Origin of the sequence: Streptomyces sp. NPDC021115 (assembly GCF_044333065.1) — a bacterium.
Lineage (GTDB): Bacteria > Actinomycetota > Actinomycetes > Streptomycetales > Streptomycetaceae > Streptomyces.
This window is the reverse complement of record NZ_JBIRQF010000008.1, coordinates 18,080-35,878: the sequence shown is the minus strand read 5'-3', so window position 1 is coordinate 35,878 and position 17,799 is coordinate 18,080. Positions and strand designations below refer to the sequence as shown.

General features: G+C 71.2%; 18 protein-coding genes and 2 pseudogenes. 9 read left to right on the top strand and 11 right to left on the bottom strand.

All coding sequences use genetic code 11. From position 1 onward, the window contains the following. Positions 1 to 25 precede the first annotated feature (25 nt). Positions 26 to 829, top strand: a complete 804-nt coding sequence (locus tag ACH4TL_RS24425; protein WP_398319579.1) for a HipA family kinase — start codon at positions 26 to 28, stop codon at positions 827 to 829. On the opposite strand, the gene ACH4TL_RS24420 is transcribed toward ACH4TL_RS24425, so the two are convergent. Together ACH4TL_RS24420 and ACH4TL_RS24415 are read right to left on the bottom strand one after the other, a co-directional pair. After that, positions 768 to 2,858 (bottom strand): BTAD domain-containing putative transcriptional regulator, encoded by a 2,091-nt coding sequence (locus ACH4TL_RS24420; protein WP_398319582.1) that lies wholly within the window; start codon positions 2,856 to 2,858, stop codon positions 768 to 770. The two genes, ACH4TL_RS24425 and ACH4TL_RS24420, sit on opposite strands and share 62 nt — an antisense overlap. Beyond that, a complete protein-coding gene (locus ACH4TL_RS24415) occupies positions 2,855 to 4,129 on the bottom strand; it encodes an RNA-guided endonuclease InsQ/TnpB family protein (protein WP_398319584.1) in 1,275 nt (424 codons plus the stop codon). The genes ACH4TL_RS24420 and ACH4TL_RS24415 overlap by 4 nt, the downstream gene beginning before the upstream one ends. Before the next feature lie 26 nt (positions 4,130 to 4,155). On the opposite strand from ACH4TL_RS24415, the gene tnpA reads away from it, so the two are divergent. Beyond that, positions 4,156 to 4,572, top strand: coding sequence for an IS200/IS605 family transposase (tnpA, locus tag ACH4TL_RS24410; protein WP_398319587.1), 417 nt, complete (start codon positions 4,156 to 4,158; stop codon positions 4,570 to 4,572). 164 nt (positions 4,573 to 4,736) lie between these two features. Further along, positions 4,737 to 5,639, top strand: coding sequence for an alpha/beta fold hydrolase (locus ACH4TL_RS24405; RefSeq protein WP_398319590.1), 903 nt, complete (start codon positions 4,737 to 4,739; stop codon positions 5,637 to 5,639). Between the two features lie 125 nt (positions 5,640 to 5,764). On the opposite strand, the gene ACH4TL_RS24400 is transcribed toward ACH4TL_RS24405, so the two are convergent. Continuing rightward, on the bottom strand, positions 5,765 to 6,211 hold the full coding sequence (locus ACH4TL_RS24400) for a GNAT family N-acetyltransferase (RefSeq protein WP_398319593.1): 447 nt from the start codon (positions 6,209 to 6,211) through the stop codon (positions 5,765 to 5,767). Between the two features lie 43 nt (positions 6,212 to 6,254). Further along, a complete protein-coding gene (locus ACH4TL_RS24395) occupies positions 6,255 to 7,367 on the bottom strand; it encodes a tetratricopeptide repeat protein (RefSeq protein WP_398319735.1) in 1,113 nt (370 codons plus the stop codon). 254 nt (positions 7,368 to 7,621) lie between these two features. On the opposite strand from ACH4TL_RS24395, the pseudogene ACH4TL_RS24390 reads away from it, so the two are divergent. Together ACH4TL_RS24390 and ACH4TL_RS24385 are read left to right on the top strand one after the other, a co-directional pair. Then, positions 7,622 to 8,088 (top strand): annotated as a pseudogene (locus ACH4TL_RS24390) (ATP-binding protein). A gap of 68 nt (positions 8,089 to 8,156) precedes the next feature. Then, complete coding sequence (locus tag ACH4TL_RS24385; RefSeq protein WP_398425331.1) at positions 8,157 to 9,395, top strand: hypothetical protein; 1,239 nt, start codon at positions 8,157 to 8,159, stop codon at positions 9,393 to 9,395. 68 nt (positions 9,396 to 9,463) lie between these two features. Here the strand turns inward: ACH4TL_RS24385 and ACH4TL_RS24380 are convergent, their stop codons facing one another. The 4 genes and pseudogenes from ACH4TL_RS24380 to ACH4TL_RS24365 form a co-directional block, all read right to left on the bottom strand. Beyond that, the gene (locus tag ACH4TL_RS24380; protein ID WP_398319599.1) at positions 9,464 to 9,868 is read right to left on the bottom strand and encodes a hypothetical protein; all 405 of its coding nucleotides are present in this window, start codon (positions 9,866 to 9,868) and stop codon (positions 9,464 to 9,466) included. A 207-nt stretch (positions 9,869 to 10,075) separates the two neighbouring features. Then, positions 10,076 to 10,312 (bottom strand): annotated as a pseudogene (locus ACH4TL_RS24375) (MepB family protein); the annotation flags it as partial. Positions 10,313 to 10,358: 46 nt separating this feature from the next. Further along, complete coding sequence (locus tag ACH4TL_RS24370; RefSeq protein ID WP_398319602.1) at positions 10,359 to 11,000, bottom strand: DUF4232 domain-containing protein; 642 nt, start codon at positions 10,998 to 11,000, stop codon at positions 10,359 to 10,361. A 135-nt stretch (positions 11,001 to 11,135) separates the two neighbouring features. After that, positions 11,136 to 12,053, bottom strand: a complete 918-nt coding sequence (locus tag ACH4TL_RS24365; RefSeq protein ID WP_398425330.1) for an anti-sigma factor RsbA family regulatory protein — start codon at positions 12,051 to 12,053, stop codon at positions 11,136 to 11,138. Between the two features lie 301 nt (positions 12,054 to 12,354). On the opposite strand from ACH4TL_RS24365, the gene ACH4TL_RS24360 reads away from it, so the two are divergent. Continuing rightward, positions 12,355 to 13,197 carry an aldo/keto reductase gene (locus ACH4TL_RS24360; protein ID WP_398319608.1) on the top strand — a complete coding sequence of 281 codons (843 nt, stop codon included), beginning with the start codon at positions 12,355 to 12,357 and terminating at the stop codon, positions 13,195 to 13,197. A gap of 6 nt (positions 13,198 to 13,203) precedes the next feature. On the opposite strand, the gene ACH4TL_RS24355 is transcribed toward ACH4TL_RS24360, so the two are convergent. Then, positions 13,204 to 13,809, bottom strand: coding sequence for a TetR/AcrR family transcriptional regulator (locus ACH4TL_RS24355; protein WP_398319738.1), 606 nt, complete (start codon positions 13,807 to 13,809; stop codon positions 13,204 to 13,206). A 406-nt stretch (positions 13,810 to 14,215) separates the two neighbouring features. On the opposite strand from ACH4TL_RS24355, the gene ACH4TL_RS24350 reads away from it, so the two are divergent. Next, complete coding sequence (locus tag ACH4TL_RS24350; RefSeq protein WP_398319611.1) at positions 14,216 to 14,599, top strand: VOC family protein; 384 nt, start codon at positions 14,216 to 14,218, stop codon at positions 14,597 to 14,599. A 19-nt stretch (positions 14,600 to 14,618) separates the two neighbouring features. Here ACH4TL_RS24350 and ACH4TL_RS24345 read toward each other — a convergent pair whose 3' ends face one another. Continuing rightward, positions 14,619 to 15,194 (bottom strand): TetR family transcriptional regulator, encoded by a 576-nt coding sequence (locus ACH4TL_RS24345; protein ID WP_398319614.1) that lies wholly within the window; start codon positions 15,192 to 15,194, stop codon positions 14,619 to 14,621. Positions 15,195 to 15,285: 91 nt separating this feature from the next. Between ACH4TL_RS24345 and ACH4TL_RS24340 the strand changes: the two genes are divergently transcribed. Continuing rightward, positions 15,286 to 16,311: an NAD(P)-dependent alcohol dehydrogenase gene (locus ACH4TL_RS24340; protein WP_398319617.1), complete on the top strand. Its 1,026-nt coding sequence runs from the start codon at positions 15,286 to 15,288 to the stop codon at positions 16,309 to 16,311. A gap of 58 nt (positions 16,312 to 16,369) precedes the next feature. Here ACH4TL_RS24340 and ACH4TL_RS24335 read toward each other — a convergent pair whose 3' ends face one another. After that, positions 16,370 to 17,080: a FadR/GntR family transcriptional regulator gene (locus tag ACH4TL_RS24335; RefSeq protein ID WP_398319620.1), complete on the bottom strand. Its 711-nt coding sequence runs from the start codon at positions 17,078 to 17,080 to the stop codon at positions 16,370 to 16,372. Between the two features lie 185 nt (positions 17,081 to 17,265). Between ACH4TL_RS24335 and ACH4TL_RS24330 the strand changes: the two genes are divergently transcribed. Further along, entirely contained in the window at positions 17,266 to 17,769 is a 504-nt protein-coding gene (locus ACH4TL_RS24330; RefSeq protein WP_398319623.1) for a gluconokinase, read from the top strand. The last annotated feature ends 30 nt before the right edge of the window (positions 17,770 to 17,799 follow it).

The following is a 17,799-nucleotide window of genomic DNA, read 5'->3' as shown; positions in this document are numbered from 1 at the left end:
CAATTCAGTTTTGGGGGTGTGGGCGATGACCAACGCACTGCGCGAGGTGACAGCCGTCCGGTACGTCACCCCGCTGCGCGGCGGCGGTTCCGTCCCCGGCGTGGTGGAGGCCGACGACCTGGGGACGTACGTCGTCAAGTTCACCGGCTCGGCGCAGGGCCGCAAGGCGCTCGTCGCCGAGGTCATCGTCGGCGAACTGGCCCGGCGGCTGGGCCTGCGCGTACCGGAACTGGTCCTGGTGCACTTCGATCCCGCGGTCGCCGCGGACGAACCGCACCAGGAGGTCCAGGACCTGCTGCGCGCCAGCGCGGGCCTCAACCTCGGCATGGACTACCTGCCGGGCGCCGCCGACTTCACCCCGGACGCGCACGACGCGCTCGGCCTCGACCCGCTGGAGGCCGCCCGGATCGTCTGGCTGGACGCGCTCACCGCCAACGTGGACCGCACGGTGCACAGCACCAACCTCATGACCTGGCCCACCTCCGGCCACCAGAAGCCCCGGCTGTGGCTCATCGACCACGGCGCCTCGCTCGTCTTCCACCACCGGTGGGAGACGGCGCGGGACGCGGTGACGAAGCCGTACGACCTCCGCCACCACGCCCTCGCCCACGGCACCCCGGCTGTCCCGGCGGCCGACGCCGAACTCGCTCCCCGCATTACGCCCGGGCTGCTCCACGAGATCGTGGCCACGGTCCCCGACGCCTGGCTCCCCGCCGAGCCGGGCTTCCCGACCCCGGCCGACTTGCGCCGGGCCTACGTCACCCACCTCACCGCCCGCGCCCGCCGCTCCGCCGCGTGGCTGCCGACCGTGTGCCCAGCGCCGCCCTGATCGCCGACAGATGGTCGTCCACCGGGCCGAGCGTCAGCAGGCCGCTGCCCGCGCCCGTGAGCTGGCCCGCCGCCGGGAGCAGGCGGGCGTGGGCCCGCGCCAGGACGTCGCGGTCGCCGAGTTCCCGGGCGACCGCCGCCTCCAGGCAGCACAGCGCCTCGTACAGCAGGTCCGCCGGGGGCTCCGGCAGGGCGCGCAGCGCCGCCCGCGCCCCGGCGGCATCCGTCCCCAGCAGCGCGAACGGCTCCGCCCAGGGGCGGTACGGACCCCAGTCCGCGCTCAGGTCGACGCCCCGCCCCGCCTCGCGCGCGGACCGCTCCCCGCCCGCCGCCAGCCGTACGCACAGCAGCGCAAGCGGCAGCAGCCCCCGCTCCACGCCCGGCATCCCGGCCCCCTCCAACCACCCGGCCGCCGCCCGGTACGCGGCCTCGGCTCGCGCCGCCTCCCCGGTCGCGGCGAGCCGTAGCGCCCCGTACCACTCCGTGAAGACGCCCACCAACGGCAGCTCATGGCGCGCGCCCAGCCGGTCCGCGGCGGCGGCGTGCTCGTCGGCGGCCGGGAAGTCGCCGAGCGCGCAGCGCGCCTGGAGCCGGACCAGATGGCCCAGCACCTCGTACGTCACCAGCCCGTGCCGCGCGGCCACCGCGATCAGTTCCGCGCCGATCGCGTCCCGCCGCGGCGCGAGCCCGGCCCGGGTGCAGGACTGCATGAACGCCCCGTTCAGGGCGAAGACCAGCAGCGCCGGATCGTCCAGCCGCCGGGCGATCTCCTCGGCCTCCCGTGCCGCCTCGGGCCCGCGCGGGGAGCGGGTGCCGCGCATCTCCAGCGCGACGGTGGCCAGCAGGCGGCAGCGCGCCGCGTCGCCGCCCTGAGGCGGCAGCGCGGCCAGGGCCCGCTCGGCCGCACCGACGATCCGCTCCGCCAGCTCCGGATCGTCGCTCCGGGTCCAGATCGCGGGCACGTCGTACGCGCCGATCACCCGCGCGGTCAGCTCCGGATCGCCGCACTCCTCGGCGGCGGCGATGGCCGCCGGCCGGTGCTGCCGGGCCGCCTCCAGACCCCCGCCCCCGGTCACGGCGAGGTTCCGGATCAGCCCCACCGTGGCCTCCAGCCGAGCCCGCGCCCCGCCGCCGACCGTACGGTCGTAGACGGCGGCCGCATCGGCCCAGACCCGCGCCGCGGACTGCCCCACCCCGGCACCCACCGGCCGCCCCGGCCCACCGCCGGGGCCCGGCGTCGGCTCCGCTGGACGACCGGCAGCCCCCGCCTCCAACGCCGGGTCCTGGGCCAGGATGTCCGCCTCCAGGCGGCGCAGGCGGGGGGCGGGGTCCAGGCCCAGCTGGGCGGTCAGGGTGGTGCGGGCGCGGCGCAGGACGGACAGGGCGTCGGCCTGGCGGCCCGTGCGGTACAGCGCGAGGGCCAGCAGGCGCCACGCGTCCTCGCGCCAGGGGTGGTCGGTCAGATGCGCGTCAAGGTCGGGCACCGCCTCCGCGGGGCGGTGCAGCGCGAGCAGGGTCTCGGCGCGCTGCTCGACGGCGCGGAGCCGCAGTTCGGCCAGGCGGGCGCGTTCGCCGCGGGCCCAGTGCTCCGTCTCGAAGTCGGCGTACGCCGGACCGCGCCACAGCTCCAGCGCCGCCCCCAGCCGCCGCAGCGCCGCCGCGGGCGGCAGGGTCGCGGCGGCGCCGACGGCCGCCTCGAAGCGCCACGCGTCCACGGCGTCGGCCGCCGCCCGCAGCGCGTACCCGGGGCCCTCGGTGACCAGCAGCCGGGGCCGGGCGTGCGGCGGACGGTCCGGTTCCAGGGCGCGGCGCAGGGCGCCGACGAAGGTCTGTACGGCGCCCACCGCCCCCGCAGGGGGCTCGTCCCACAGGTCCGCGACCAGCCGGGACACCGGTACGACCCGGCGGCGGGCCACGATCAGCCGCGCCAGCACCGCCCGGTGCCGTGGCCCCTTCAACGCGAGCGCGCCACCGTCACCCTCGGCCACCACCGGCCCGAGCACACCGAACGCGACCCGTTCCCACGTCACCGGGCCACCTTGACGTGCTCCCTGGCCTGAAGTCCGGGGATTCCGGCCTGGGTCGTGTGACCCTTCCGGGGGCTTCCTGTTTCCACGCGCTGTGCGGGCACGTGTGCCCGTCTTACCGGCGCTCCGCAGGCGTTTAGCGTCTCCGCCCGTCCGGCGGCGACGATACGGCGTCCTTCGAAGAGGACGTTGCGCGCTGCGTTGTGGTCGCGGTCGTGCACGGTGCCGCACTTGCCGCACGTCCACTGCCGGACGTGCAGGGGCTTGGGGCCGTCCCGGAATCCGCAGACCGAACAGACCTGAGAGGAGGGGAAGGCCCGGTCCACCTTGGCGAAGGTGCGGCCGTGCTTGACCGCCTTGTACTCCAGCATGGCGACGAACGCGGACCATCCCGCGTCGTGCACGGATTTGGCGAGCCGGGTGCGGCCGAGGCCGGACACCGCGAGGTCCTCCACGTACACCGCTTGGTTGTCGCGAATGATCTGAGTGGATGCCTTGTGGTGCCAGTCCCGGCGCCGGTCCGCCACCTTGGCATGGTGGCGTGCGACCTTGAGGCGGGCCTTGGCCCGGTTCTTCGATCCTTTGGCCTTGCGGGACAGCTCCCGCTGAAGGCGCCCCAGCTTCTTCTCCGCCCGGCGCAGGAAGCGGGGGCTGTGGATCTTGCTGCCGTCGGACAGGACGGCGAAGGCGGACAAGCCCAGGTCGATCCCGGTATCGGCGTCCCGGGCGGGGAGGATGTCCGGCTCGGTGTCCACGACGAAGCTGAGGAAGTACCGGCCGCAGCTGTCCTTGGTGACGGTCAGGGACGTCGGTGCGGCCGGAAGCCGGCGGGACCACGTGACCTTGAGATGGCCGACCTTGGCCACGTACACCGTGCCGTTGTCCTGGAGGGCGAAGGCGTTGGTGTTCAGTCGGATCGACTGCCGGGTGTCTTTCTTCGACTTGAACCGGGGCGGTCCGACCTTGCGGCCTGGCCGCTTGCCCGTGAGGCTGTCGAAGAAGTTCTTGTAGGCGGTATCCAGGTCCCGCAGGGACTGTTGCAGGACGACCGCTGATACGTCGGCGAGCCAGGCGCGTTCGGTGGTGCGCTTGGCCTGGGTGATACGCAGTCGGGAAAGATCCGCCGATGTCACGTACGGCAGTCCTGTGGCGTGTGCTTCCCTCCGGTCGCGCAGGCAGTCGTTCCACACCACCCGGGCGCACCCGAACGCCTTCGCCAGCGCATGGCGCTGGGTGGCGTCCGGGTAGGCCCGGTAGTTGTAGCGGAGCTGCATAAACGGACTCTACTACGATTGGTCTCATGGATGAGGAGAATGCCTATAGGCATGGTAGACACGTTGTTTCGGCAATGCATGTGCACTTGGTCTTCGTGACGAAGTACCGGCGTGGTGTGTTCGACGACGGGATGCTGACGCGCTGCGAAGAGATCATGCGCAAGGTCTGCGAGGACTTCGAAGCGGAGCTGAAGGAGTTCAACGGCGAACGCGATCACGTCCACCTCCTGGTGCACTACCCGCCCAAAGTCGCCGTCTCGAAGCTGGTCAACAGTCTCAAGGGCGTCTCCGCTCGCCGGATCCGGCAGGAGTTCACCGGCCGGATCAACCGCGCCATCATGCACGGGCACCTGTGGTCGCCCTCATACTTCTCCGCATCATGCGGCGGAGCACCGTTGGCGATCGTCCGCCAGTACATCGAACAGCAACAACGTCCGCTCTAAGGTGCACGTCAGAGCGGCCTTGAGATGCATTCATCCCCGGCGTGAACGCCGGGGCCTTCTGCAAAAGACCCGGTAACCGGACCCGCCGCTGTGCTGATCGGCTGCTGATCGGGACGCGGCAGCCTCGACGGGACAGACCACCGGCCGAACGAGAGCAGCGCCCCATGCCAGAGACCATCCCGGGCTTCGCCTACCACCGCGTCCCCGTCACCGCCGACGCCGATGCCGCTGACGGCATCGCCCTCAACGTGGCCGTCGGCGGCACCGGCAGCCCGGTCGTCCTGCTGCACGGCTTCCCGCAGACCCACCTCATGTGGCGGCACGTCGCGGCCGACCTCGCCGCCGACCACACCGTCATCTGCCCCGACCTGCGCGGCTACGGCGCGAGCGACAAACCGGCCGAGGCCGACAGCGGTACGTACGCCAAGCGCACCATGGCCGCCGACACCGTGGCCGTGGCCCGCGCCCTCGGCCACGACCGCTTCGCCCTCGTCGGCCACGACCGCGGCGCCCTGGTCGCCTTCCGCGCCGGGCTCGACCACCCGGACACCGTCACCCACCTCGCCGCGCTCGACGTGCTGCCGACGCTGGACATGTGGGAGGCGATGCACGGCACCACCGCGGCGGTCGGCTTCCACCTCTACCTGATGGCGCAGCCCCCGGGCCTGCCCGAGCGGATGATCGCCGCCGCCCCGGACGTCTTCTTCGGCCACTTCCTCGACCTCTGGGGCACCGACCCCGCCGCGATCCCCGCCGCCGTCCGCACCGCGTACCTGGACGCCTGCCGCGCCGCCGTGCCGTCGATCGTCGCCGACTACCGGGCCTCCGCCGGGATCGACGTCGCCCACGACCTGGCCGACCGGGAGGCGGGCAACCGGCTGCGGATGCCCGTCACCGTCCTCCAGCAGGACTGGGGCGCCGCCCTCGGGTTCGACGCGGAGGCGCTGTGGCGCGCCTGGGCGCCCGACCTGCACCACGCGACCGTCTCGTACGGCCACTTCATGGCCGAGGAGGCGCCCGCCGACGTCGCCAAGTCCCTCCGCACCCTCCTCGCCCGCGGCGCCTGATCCGATACGGAATCGGCCCTCCGGATGGCCAACTCCGGCAGGGTCGGAGGCAGTTCGTTCCGTACGCACGGCCACGACCCGTCAGAAGCCGGTCCCGTGTCCACGGCTGGGCCCGGCGGGTCTCCCTACAGCGGCAGACCTCGGCGGAAGACGGCCATGGGTCGGCCCGCGCCGTCGTAGTCGTCGACGATCTTCGCGTCGAAGCCGAGGCTGCGGTGGAAGGCGATGGAGCCGGAGTTCCCGATCGACGTGATCGCCTTCAACTGCCGTGCGCCGTGACGTTCCGCGGCTTCGGCGAACGCCGCATACAGACGGCGCCCGAGGCCCGTGCCACGCGCGTCGTCCCGCGTGGCGATCAGATGCACGTAGCCGGTGCGGTCCGGGGTGACGAACCCGAAGACGTACCCACGGATTCCGTCCTCGGCTCGGGCAACCAGGCAGGTGGAGCCGAACTCCTGCACCAGTGCCAGGAGGTGCAGCGACCGAAGGTCGCGTTCGCCCCAGTAGCGGGGGTGATCATTCAGGACCTGGTGGAAGTCGGCCACCCCGGCTGGTGTGATGTGTATCCCCATGACGCCACGCTAGTCGGCGCCGAGCGGCGTGGGCCGTGGGGTTTCACGCTCGGGCGGCGATGCGCTCGCCGAGTTCGGCGGCTGCCGGGCTGTCGGGCAGGGAGGTGGCGCGGGCGGCGATGTTGGTCAGGCCGTCGTTGATCCGTACGGACTGCACGCCGTCGGCGCAGTCGAGGAAGTCGCTCCAAGTGGCCAGGGCCGTCTCGGTGTTGCCGCGTTTGAGCTGGACGTGTCCGAGGTCGGCGAGCACGATCGCCCGGGTGCGCTTGCGGTCGAGGCCGTGGATGTCGAGCGCGAGGTGGAGGTGTTCTTCGGCGGCGGTGAGGTCGCCGAGTTTGGCGTGGATCATGCCGGAGTCATGGGCCCACCGGCCGTGGCTGTAGTGGCTCGCCCAGGACTGGCCCGGCCGCGACGGCGCCTGCTCGATAGCGGTCTGCGCGGAGGCGAGCATCGTCGCGGAAGTGGTGTGATCATTGTCGGCGGCTGCCGCGCGGGCGAGGGTGTTGCGGTAGTACGCGAGCGCCTTGGGGTTGTCGAGTTTCCGGCCGCGCTGTTCGCACGCCTCGGCGAGCCGTACGGCGGTGGGGATGTGGCCGAGGTCGATGGCCTGTTCGGCGAGTCCGCGCAGGGCGGTCGCGGCCAGTTCGTTCTCCCCGGCCTCGGTGGCGAGCTTGAAGCTGTGCAGGTGGTACTGCTGGCTCAGCCCCTGGTTGCCCTCGTCACGGGCCATCCAGCCGATCAGGTGCACCAGTTCGCTGGCCGCGGCGAACAGCTCGCGGCCGACCTTGTCGCTGTAGCGGCCGTCCAGCCATCGTTTGACGTCGACGGTGAGGTAGCGCACCGCGAGGTGCCGGGCGTGTCCGCCGCCGAGTTCGGAGGCGGCGTTGCCCAAGGTGGTGGTCATGGTGCGGACAGCGGTGACCTCGCCCACGCCGACCGCGACAGGGCCGGGCCGGTTCGCGCGGCGGGTGATCGCTTCGGCGTCGGGCAGGTCGAGCACGGCCAGGCCGACAGCGGCGGATGCCGCGAGGAACTGCCGTCGTTCCACGTCGCTGCCTCCCAGGATCACGACCGAGGTCACGGTATCGGCGAACTCGCTGTCATTGTTCCCGGACAGATCGACGTTCAGGACTTGTTCGATGAACGGCAGCCACACCTGTGGCACCCGGCGCCCGGTCTCCCACCGGTAGACCTGCTGTCGGTCACAAAATCCCGTCTTTCCCCAGCGCGCCACCGAGAGCTCGTCCGCGAGCTTCTCCTGACTGCACCGGGGGCGGCGTGCCGTGCGTGCCGCGCGGATGCGCTCGCCGATGGTCATGTCCGAACCGTTCGTCGGTCCTGGTTCACAACTGGCCTACACCTGGCAGACATTGTGGCAGCTCCCCACACACCGCGCCCGAGCGTTGACTGATGGTAACCGTCAGGCGGGATGGTCGCCGGGCAACGAGCGGAAGGAACACCCTCATCATCCGAACCAGCACTTCCGCTTCGCACTACACCGTGCTGCTCTCCGCCACCCGCAAGGGCGCCCGCCTCGCTCGGCTGCTCGCGACCGAGCGCATCCGCTCCTGGGGCTGCCGTACGAGAAGGCGGCGCTGATCGTCGCCGAGCTGGCCGCGAACGCCGCGCTGCACGGCCGCGTTCCGGGCCGGAACTTCCGGCTCTCGCTCAACAGGACCTCCGACACGCTCCGCGTCGAGGTGAAGGACCCCCGGGCCGACCGCCTGCCCGCCGTCCGTCCGAAAACCGGGGCCGGTGACCAGCCGCGCGAATCGGGCCACGGGCTTCTGCTCATCGAGGAGTTGGCGGACCGCTGGGGCGTCCGGTCCGAGCTGATCGGTAAAACCGTCTGGGCCGAACTCGACCTCCGCGCCTGAGCCCGTTCCACCGGAGGCCCGGATCGGCCTCGCCGCGTACATCCAGTCGCGTGCCGGAGTGCGCGTCCGTGGCGCTCGGCTCTGACCGCGCGGAGAAAACACGTGGCGCGTATCGTCGAAAACGGACCTTCGGAGGGGGATGTCACCCTGCGCCGCCCTCGTCATCGGGACGGGCAGGCGGCGCCACGTCACCAGAGAGGTCAGGGATTGCCATGGCTACGGTGAGCAGCGTCCGGTACGTTTCCCCCTTCTCTTGGGTCGGTCTCAATGCGAATGAGGCGCTGGAGGTCTTCGCCCGCGGTTCCGACGGCACCCTTCAGCACAACTGGCAGACGGCCCCGAGCCGCAACGAATGGTCGGGGTGGAAATCGCTCGGCGGCAACATGGCAGGCGACCCCGTCGTGGCCACGAATCTCGATGCCCGGATGGAGGTTTTCGCCCGCACCACGGACGGCAAGGTCCAGCACGCCTGGCAATCCAACCCCCACGGCACCTCTTGGTCGCGTTGGGAACCCCTCCCCGGCAGCCCGTCCGCGGCAGGCACCCCGACCGTCGCCAGGGACTTCGACGGCCGACTGGAGGTTTTCGTCCGTGCCACGAACGGTTCCGTCCAGCACATCTGGCAGACCGCCCCGAACAACGGATGGAGAGATGATTGGAAAGCTCTCTTCGTCGACGACGTGATGGGCGATACGGCGGTCATACAGGACGCCGATGGCCGGCTGGAAGCTTTCGTCCGCGGCTACGACGACGAGAATGGGGTGCTCACCGTTCTGCACGCTTATCAGCGTCCCCATGTCGACGGATGGGCGTTCGGTGAACTCGGCGGCACTCCGCAGGAAGACCCGACGGCCGTCTTGAACACCTCCGGCCAGCAGGAGGTCTTCGTCCTCGGCCCGAACGGCGACATCGAGCACATCTGGCAGACCAAGCCCAGCAACGGATGGGCTCCGGGCTGGAAATCGCTCGGCGGCGACAATCCGGTGGGCACCCCTGCCGTCGGCGTGAACACCGATGGCCGCCTGGACGTCTTCGTACGTCAGGAAGGCGGGGCCATCGAGCACAAATGGCAGACCAACCCCGCCCCCGACGGCAGGTGGTCGTCCCATTGGGCACCGCTCTACAGCGGCAGCCCGCTCGTGATCGGCGACCCGGTGGCCGCCTCGAACGCCGACGGCCGCATGGAGGTCTTCGCCCTCTTCGGCGACGGCACGATCAGGTGCACCTGGCAGAACGCACCGGGCGACGACAGCGACTGGTCGGCCTGGCACTCGCTCGGCGTGCCCGAAAGCTCGCAGGGCGGGTGAGTTCGATGGCGGGCGAGAAGCCTTGGGCTGGTCCCGCCGCTCACGCGGCGGGACCAGCCCCACAGCTGCTAGTTCTTCTCACACTTCTTGGTGTCCTTGCTGACACCCATGATCGGGTTGATGTGCGCGAACTTGTACGTGCCCTTGGTCATTCCCTCGAAGCTGACGCACTTGTACCACGGCGTCGATCCGTCGTTCCAGAACTTGAAGGCGACCTTGGTCTTGAAGCCGCCCAGGCAGTGGTTGTTGTAGTACACCTTGGTGCTCGCGTAGCCGGTCTTCCAGGAGAAGTTGATCCGCGACGAGTTCTCGTTGCACTTGACGCTGCCCTTGCCCGCCTTCGGCGGCTTTCCCTGCGCGGCCGAGGTGGACGCGGTGCCGGTGTCCGACGCCGCGATTGCCGGTGCGGACATCAGGCTGAGGGTGAGACCGGCGGCTGCGAGCATGCCTCCGGCCGTAATGAGCGTACGCATGATTTCCCCGTGGAGGTCGCGGATCACCGCAAGAGTGATCCGTTCCTGATTGGTCGCGATCACTAAATCTCCCGGGCGGATAGGGCGTCAACCCCCGAGCCCGCAAGGCGGCGTTGGGGTCATCCCTGATCACGAGGAGCTACGCCCGCCTCGACTCTTTCCGGTGCCATTCGCTCAGCAGGGTCAGATCCCGCTTTTCGGGTGCCCTTACAGGCGATAAAGGGCGCGCGCACGCGCCAGGTCGACGGGCTTGTCGCCCGCGAGATCCAGAAAGTGGTCCACCTGCCACGCCTGAGTTCTGGATGCCTGGCGATTGGCCGTGGTCACCCACGGCGGATGGACGCGGAAACCGCGCTTCCCACCGGTGCCGCCGCGCGACATGATGCCGCGCTCGCACAGCACGTCGCGGGGGAACACGAACTGCCCGAAGTGTCCGCTGTCCCGGTGTGGCACACCGGGACAGCGGACGAGCGAGGGGTGACGGAGGCGGTCAGCCGATGGGGTTGACGAAGGTGCCGGGGTGGGTGGCGCTGCGCTGGTCGACGAGGGTGCCCCAGGGCCACTTGAGAGTGATCGACTTGGTCTCGTTGGGCGGGGTGATCTCCGCGTAGGCGGGCTGGTAGAAGCCCTCGTCCTCGTCGGTCATGGCGAGGTTGATGGTGAAGTCGGTGCTGTCGCCGGGGGCGAGGGTGATCGAGCCGTACTTGGTCGAGGAGCGCTGGAGCGACCAGCGCTCTCCACCGTTGACGGACTTGAGGTCCACGCCGGGGAAGCCGCCGATCTTGCAGGTGCTTCTGCCCTTGTTGGTCAGCATGACGCTGGTGGTGGTCCCGCCCTCGGCGTTCGGGTCCGGGACGGCGTCGTCGCCGGTGGCGAAGGCGGCCTTCAGCCCGGAGGTGTGGCAGCGCTCGATGCCCGAGGCGGCCTTGCCCGCCTTGTTGCTCAGGTCGCCCGCGTCGACCTTGGTGTCGGAGCCCTTGCCACCGGACTCGGCGGTGGCGGCGGATTTCGCGCCGGTGTCGCCGGAGCCGGAGCAGGCGGTCAGGCTGAGGCCGGCGGCCACGGTCAGGGCGGCGATGGCGACGCGCAGGGTGCGGCGGCGGGCGGTGCGGGCGGTGGTGTTGGTGTTCATTTCGGGTCCCCCCCAGGGGCAGTTGGTGACGTTGTCTCCTCGGTACGTCATCCACTCTGGCCGGGCCCGCTACCGCAAAGCTGCCGCGCCGCTAACGCCCGGCTGATGCGGGCGTTAGCAGGGTCCCGGCAGTGGTCACATGGAGAAGCGGACCGTCGTGCCCTCGGGGCCGGTGTGGATACGGACGAGATCGGCGAGGTGGTGGACCGTCAGCAGACCCCGGCCTCCGGGACTGTCGCGCTGTGGCGGGAGACGGCCTGCCAGCGGGTCGCGCAGCCATCCTCGGTCTCTCACCTCGCACACGATCTGCGTGCCGTCGCCCCAGACCGACACGGTGCCCGAGCCGCCGCCGTGCCGCACGCTGTTGGTGGTCAGCTCGGTGACGGCGAGCGCGAAGTCGTCCAAGCGCTCACCTGGCAGACCGAGGCGCTTGGCCAGCCCGACGGCGAGGTCCCGCGCGCCGGGCAGACGGTCGGCGTCGAACGTGAAGACGACGGCCCATCGTGGTCGCACGAGGAGTTCATTGAAGGCGGCGACAGCGCCGTCGGCGTCGTAGGCCGCACTGCGCTCCTCCCTGCCGCCGACGATGACGACGGGATGTGTCGTGAACGCGTCGGCAAGCCGTCCGGCGTTGAGCCGTACGGCGTCGTAGGGGCACAGGATGCTGACGTTCCGGCCGTGGAACGCCTTGTTGATCAGCGCTTCGTGCTGGACACAGGCCGGATATTCGGCGGGGGTACGGGCGGGCCAGATCGGCTCACCGATGATCCGTACCCGCTCGGTGAGATGCGCGTCGGCGAACCAGAGGAGCACCTTGGGAATGATCCGGCCCGGGTTCCGTCCTGCCCGGCTCATGTCGGTGAACTGCACCTGTTCGGCGCTCGCACCCAGCTCCGCGCGCAGCAGCCCGAGATTACTCGCGGGTACGGCCACCGCGACCGGCTCGCCCGCGGCCAGGCCCTCCTGTACGAACGGGACCGTCCCGGCCACGTACTCCTGGACGCCTCGGTAGAAGAAGGCCCGATGGGCGAAAGACTGAGCCGCGCACGTCACGTCATCATCTCGATCGACGCCAGTTCGGGCAGAAAGGCGGCCCACGTGCGCCGCGGCGTTGGCGGCGGGACCCGTGGGATCGCTCTCGTTTCGGCGATCGGCCATGTGCCCGGCCAGCATGAGGCGCCCACGTTCTCACCTCCACCGACCTCGACGCCGGAGTACCACCGTCTTCACGGTAGCGCGGTGGGGGCGCACCGAGCGAGGTCCCGTTGCTCAAGATCGAGTGCGGCCGGGGCCGCCGCGGTGTCCGGCCGCGCTGCTAGCGTGCGGACACCAATGGGGAGGGCGGCAGCGGCGCATGGCATCGATGAGCTTTCGCATCGGCGGCGATCTGGACGTACGGCGGCTCGGGTTCGGGGCCATGCGGCTGGCGACCGAGCCCGGGCCTGGGCGGGAGGCGTCCATCGCGGTCGCCCGGCGGGCCGTGGAGCTGGGGATCACGCTGATCGACACCGCTCACCTGTACGGCGGGGGAGCCAACGAGGAGCTTCTCGCCGAGGCGCTGCACCCGTACCCGGACGGGCTGCTCGTCACCACCAAGGTCGGCGTCGCGCGCACCGGTCCCGGTGGGGAGTGGAAGCTGGACGGGCGGCCGGAGGTGCTGCGGGACCAGGTGGAGCAGGCGCTGCGGCGGCTGCGCGTCGAGCGGATCGAGCTGCTCCAGCTGCACCGCATCGACCCGGAGACGCCGCTCGCCGACCAGCTCGGCAGCCTGCGGGACCTCCAGGTCGAGGGGAAGGCGGGCCGGATCGGGCTGTCCGAGGTCACCGTCGCCGAACTCGGTCAGGCACGGGCGATCATCGATGTGGTGAGCGTGCAGAACCGCTACAACGTGCTCGACCGGGAGCACGAGCCGGTGCTCGCGGCGTGCGAGGCGGCGGGGATCGCGTTCCTTCCGTGGCGGCCCGTCGCGGCGGGGGTGTGGGACGAGACGTCCGAGGTCGCGGCGGTGGCGGCCGAGCTGGGGGCCACGCCCAGCCAGGTGGCGCTCGCGTGGCTGCTCGGCCACTCGCCGGTCGTTCTGCCGATCCCGGGCACGGCGCGGATCGGTCATCTGGAGGAGAACGTGGCCGCGGCGGACCTCCAGCTGACACCGGCGCAGCGCGACCGCCTCGACAGGGCGGGGGACGGAGCTCTGTAACGGCGCTCAGTGCGGCCGGCGCAACCCCGCGATCAGCAGCTCGACCAGTCGGCGCGGGTCGTAGCGGGCGTCGCTGTCCGCGCCGATGCAGAGGTTGCCCACGCCGCGCATCAGCGCGTACGCCTCCACGTCGGCGCGGATCTCGCCGGATTCGGCGGCGGCGTCGAGCAGTTGCGTGCCCACGGGCAGGAGGCGGTCGAGGAAGTAGGCGTGCAGGGTGTCGAAGCCGGAGCCGTCGGACTGGAGCACGGCGGCGAGGCCGTGCTTGGTGACCAGGAAGTCCACGAAGAGGTTGATCCACTGCTCCAGCGCGGCGTACGGGGTCGGGCTGGACTCCAGCAGGGCCGGTCCGGCCTCGGCGCACGCTTCGACCTGGTGCCGGTAGACGGCGATGATGAGGTCCGCCCGGGTGGGGAAGTGGCGGTAGATCGTGCCCATCCCGACGCCCGCCTCGGCCGCGATGTCGCGTACGGGGGCCTCCACGCCCGAGCGGACGAAGACCGTGGCGGCCGCGTCGAGCAGCGTCTCCTTGTTGCGCCGGGCGTCCTTCCGCTTGGACGGGGCCGCGCGCCCCGCGCCGTCCCCGCGCCCGCCCTTGCCGCCGTTGTCCACCGTGCCGCTCCCTTCGCCATTGCGCTTGCCGAAACGGAACAGCGTTCCGTGTCGTTCCAAACGGAACGAGGTTCCGTTTGTTCATGATGGCAGCTCCACCCGCGATGGAGGAACACCGTCATGCATGACCGCACCCTGGGCCGCACCGGCGTACAGGCCAGCCCCCTCGCGCTCGGTGCGATGAAGCCCACTCGCGGGCTCGGTTATCCCGTTGCCGCTCCTCGCGGCGGCCGGTAGGGTCACCCGGGTGACTGCCGGGTCGGCCCATGAGGGCCATGCGCGAGTGAGGCGCCCGGCCTCGGCGTGAGCGCGAGGCGGGCCAGGGCCCCGCCGCTCCTCTCCGTTGTTCATCGTTCGCACCGCGGCCTTTCGCGCCGCCACCACGACGACACCGGAGACACCTCACATGGACATTCAGCTGAACCACACCGCCGTCTACGCCTCGGACCGGCACCGGTCGGCCGAGTTCCTCGCCACGGTCCTGGGCCTGGAGGTCGGCGTCCCGTTCGGGCCGTTCCTCCCCGTCGACCTCGGCAACGGCGTCACGCTCGACTACTACGAGAAGCGCGACGAGCCGATCCAGCCGCAGCACTACGCGTTCCTCGTACCCGAGGAGCGGTTCGACGGCATGATCGCCCGGCTGGAGTCGGCCGGAGTCACCTACTGCGCGGACCCCGGCCACACCCGGCCCGGCGAGATCAACGACCTCTTCGGCGGCCGCGGCGCGTACTTCGACGACCCGGACGGCCACAACATGGAGATCATGACCCGGCCCTACGTCCGGCCGTAGGCGAGAGGGGCGCCCGCCCTCACGAGCAGACGAACGACCGCCGCACCGTCTCCGACAGGGCCTGGCGGCGGCGGTCGTGCTCCTCGGGGCGGTCGTCCTGCGTCGCGGTGGCGTAGGGGCCCGCCGCGGACCAGGTCAGGGCCATGGAGGTGATCAGGGCGAGGATGTCCTGAGGGTCGAGCGAGGCGATGACCCCGCCGTTCCGCTGCGCCTCGGAGAGCGCCCGCAGTTTGGCGGCGACCGCCGGATTCCCGGGCGCCAGGCTTCCGGTGTGGATCCCCTCCAGCTTCGCCCAGGTCACCAGGCGGACCAGGTCCGGGCGGGCGAGGAACGCGTCGTAGAGCCGCACGGCGTAGGTGGCGAGGTCCGTGGCGGTGAACGGGACGGCGTCGGCGACGGCGTCGGCGTGCAGGCGGAAGACCGCGTCGAACAGGCCGAGTTTGTCGCCGAAGTAGGCGTAGAGCTGGGCCTTGTTGACGCCGGCGGCGGCCGCGATGCGGTCCACGCGTGCCCCCGCGACGCCGTGGGCGGCGAAGTCCTCGGTGGCGGCGTCCAGCAGGCGACGGCGGGTGGCGTCGGCTTTCGCGGGGGACATGGCGCCAGATTACCAACTGGTTGGTTGCCCTCCGCGGTCCACTGCCCTACCGTAAAACTAACTAGTTGGTTTTTCGGAGAGGCGGTAACCCGTGGCCGTGGCCGTACGCGCGTATGCGGTGGAGCAAGCCCGAGGGCCGGTACGGGTGCGGGAGTACGAGCCCGCGCCCCCCAGCCCCCACGAGGTGGACGTCGCCGTCACCCACTGCGGTGTCTGCCACACCGATGTCGGCATGATCGACGACCTGCACGGCATCTCCCGCTTCCCGGTGGTCGCCGGGCATGAGGCGGTCGGCGTCGTCGCGGCGCTGGGCAGCGCGGTCGACCGCACCCGGCTGTCCATCGGGCAGCGGGTGGGCGTCGGGGCGACCGCCGGTGCCTGTTTCGCCTGCGAGTGGTGTCTGAGCGGTCGACAGCATCTCTGCCCGGACAAGGACGACCTCGTGCTCCGTGGCGACGGTGGCGCGTTCGCGACCCAGGTGCGCGCCGGTGACTGGCGGTATGTGCAGCCCCTCCCCGACGCCCTCGCGTCCGAGCAGGCCGCGCCGCTCATGTGCGCCGGTTCGACGGTGTTCTCGGCATTGGTGCGGCACGGGGTGCGGCCCACGGACCGGGTCGCCGTGGTCGGCGTGGGGGGCCTGGGGCACCTGGCCCTCCAGTTCCTCGCGAAGTGGGGGTGCCATGTCACCGCTCTCTCCTCGACGGCCACCAAGGCGGACGACGCCCGGCGGTTCGGGGCGCACGAGTTCGTCGTGGCGGGCGCGGCGGGAGAGGGGCTCGCGGGGCTCTCCGGGGCGTTCGACTTCGTCCTGTCGACCGTCTCCGGGGACCTGCCGTGGGACGCGTACCTGGCGACGCTGCGGCCGCAGGGGAGCCTGAGTGTCGTCGGGGTGCCCGAGTCCGCGTTCACCGTTCATCCGCTGTCCCTGCTGCTGGGCGAGAAGACCCTCGCCGGGGGACTCGTGGGGACGCCCGTGGAGACGGGACAGATGCTCGACTTCGCGGCCCGGCACGGCATCCGGGCGGAGACCGAGACGTACCCGGTGTCGCGCATCGAGGAGGCGCTGGACCGCGTGCGGGGCGGACGGGCCCGCTACCGCGCGGTCCTGGAATTCTGACGAACGCTCACGTCGTCGGCAGCCACCCGCCGGCGGGCCAGTGGGACGGGGCCCGGGCCTACGGCGCCAGGATGTCCAGCTCGCGCAGCGCGCCCACGGTGATCTCGCGGGTGTAGCGCTCCGCGCGCTCCGCGTCGCGGGCGCGGACCGCTTCGGCGACGCGGACGTGGAGGGTGACCGCCGCCGGGTCCGGGTCGCTGAACATCACCTGGTGTTCGGTGCGGCCCGCCAGGACCTCGGCGACCACGTCGCCGAGGCGGGCGAACATCTCGTTGCCCGAGGCGCGCAGGATCACGCGGTGGAAGGCCACGTCGTGGACGAGGTAGGCGGGGAGCTGCTCGCCGCGCGAGGTGGCGACCATGTTGAGCGCGTGCTCGGTCAGCTCGGCGCACTGGGCGGCGGTGGCGTGCTCGGCGGCCAGCGCGGCGGCGGCCGGTTCGATGGCCGAGCGCAGGGAGGTCAGGGAGCGCAGCTGCCGGGGGCGGTCGGGACCGGCCAGCCGCCAGCGGATGACCTGCGAGTCGAAGACGTCCCACTCCTCCGGCGGGAGGACGGTCACCCCGACGCGGCGGCGGGAGCGGACCAGGTGCATGGCCTCCAGGACCCGCACCGCCTCGCGGACCACGGTCCGTGAGACGTCGAAGCGGCGCTCCAGCTCATCGGTGCGCAGCACGGTCCCCGGCGGGTAGTCGCCCGCGGTGATGGCGGGCCCGAGGGACGCCAGCAGCCGAGCGTGCAGTCCCCGCCCGGCGGGCCCCTGGTTGTCCATGAGGTCAGACTACGTGGACGTCGGTCGCAATTTAAGTATGACTTTTAAATCACGGACTCTTGAATACGTCGTATCTGTGGGGTTGAGTGTGCTGCCAGCGGTGCCGAGGTCGAGGAAGACGGAAGACGGTCGAGGAGACGGTCGTCGCGGCGGACGGCACCGGAGCAGACAGCGAGGTTTTCCACATGCATGCCCCCCTGGTCGTCGTCATGGGAGTGTCCGGTACGGGCAAGACCACGGTCGGCCCCCTGCTGGCGGACGCGCTCGGTGTGCCGTACGCCGAGGCCGACGACTTCCACCCGCCGGCCAATATCGCCAAGATGTCGGCCGGCACCCCGCTGGACGACGAGGACCGCAGGCCGTGGCTGGACGCCATCGGCGCCTGGGCCCATGACCACGTCGGTCACGGCGGCGTGGTCAGCTGCTCCGCGCTCAAGCGGAGCTACCGGGACCGGCTGCGCGCTGCCGAGCCCGGTGTCGTCTTCCTCCATCTGACCGGCGACCGCAAGCTGATCGCCGACCGGATGAAGGAGCGCAAGGGCCACTTCTTCTCCGAGAAGATGCTCGACTCGCAGCTCGCCACCCTGGAGCCGCTCCAGGGCGACGAGAACGGCGTCGCCGTGGACATCGCCCCGGGGCCCGAGACCATCACCGAGCGGGCCGTCGCCGCACTGCGGCAGCGGTCCTGACATCGACAAAAACGCAGGTTAGGAAGCCTC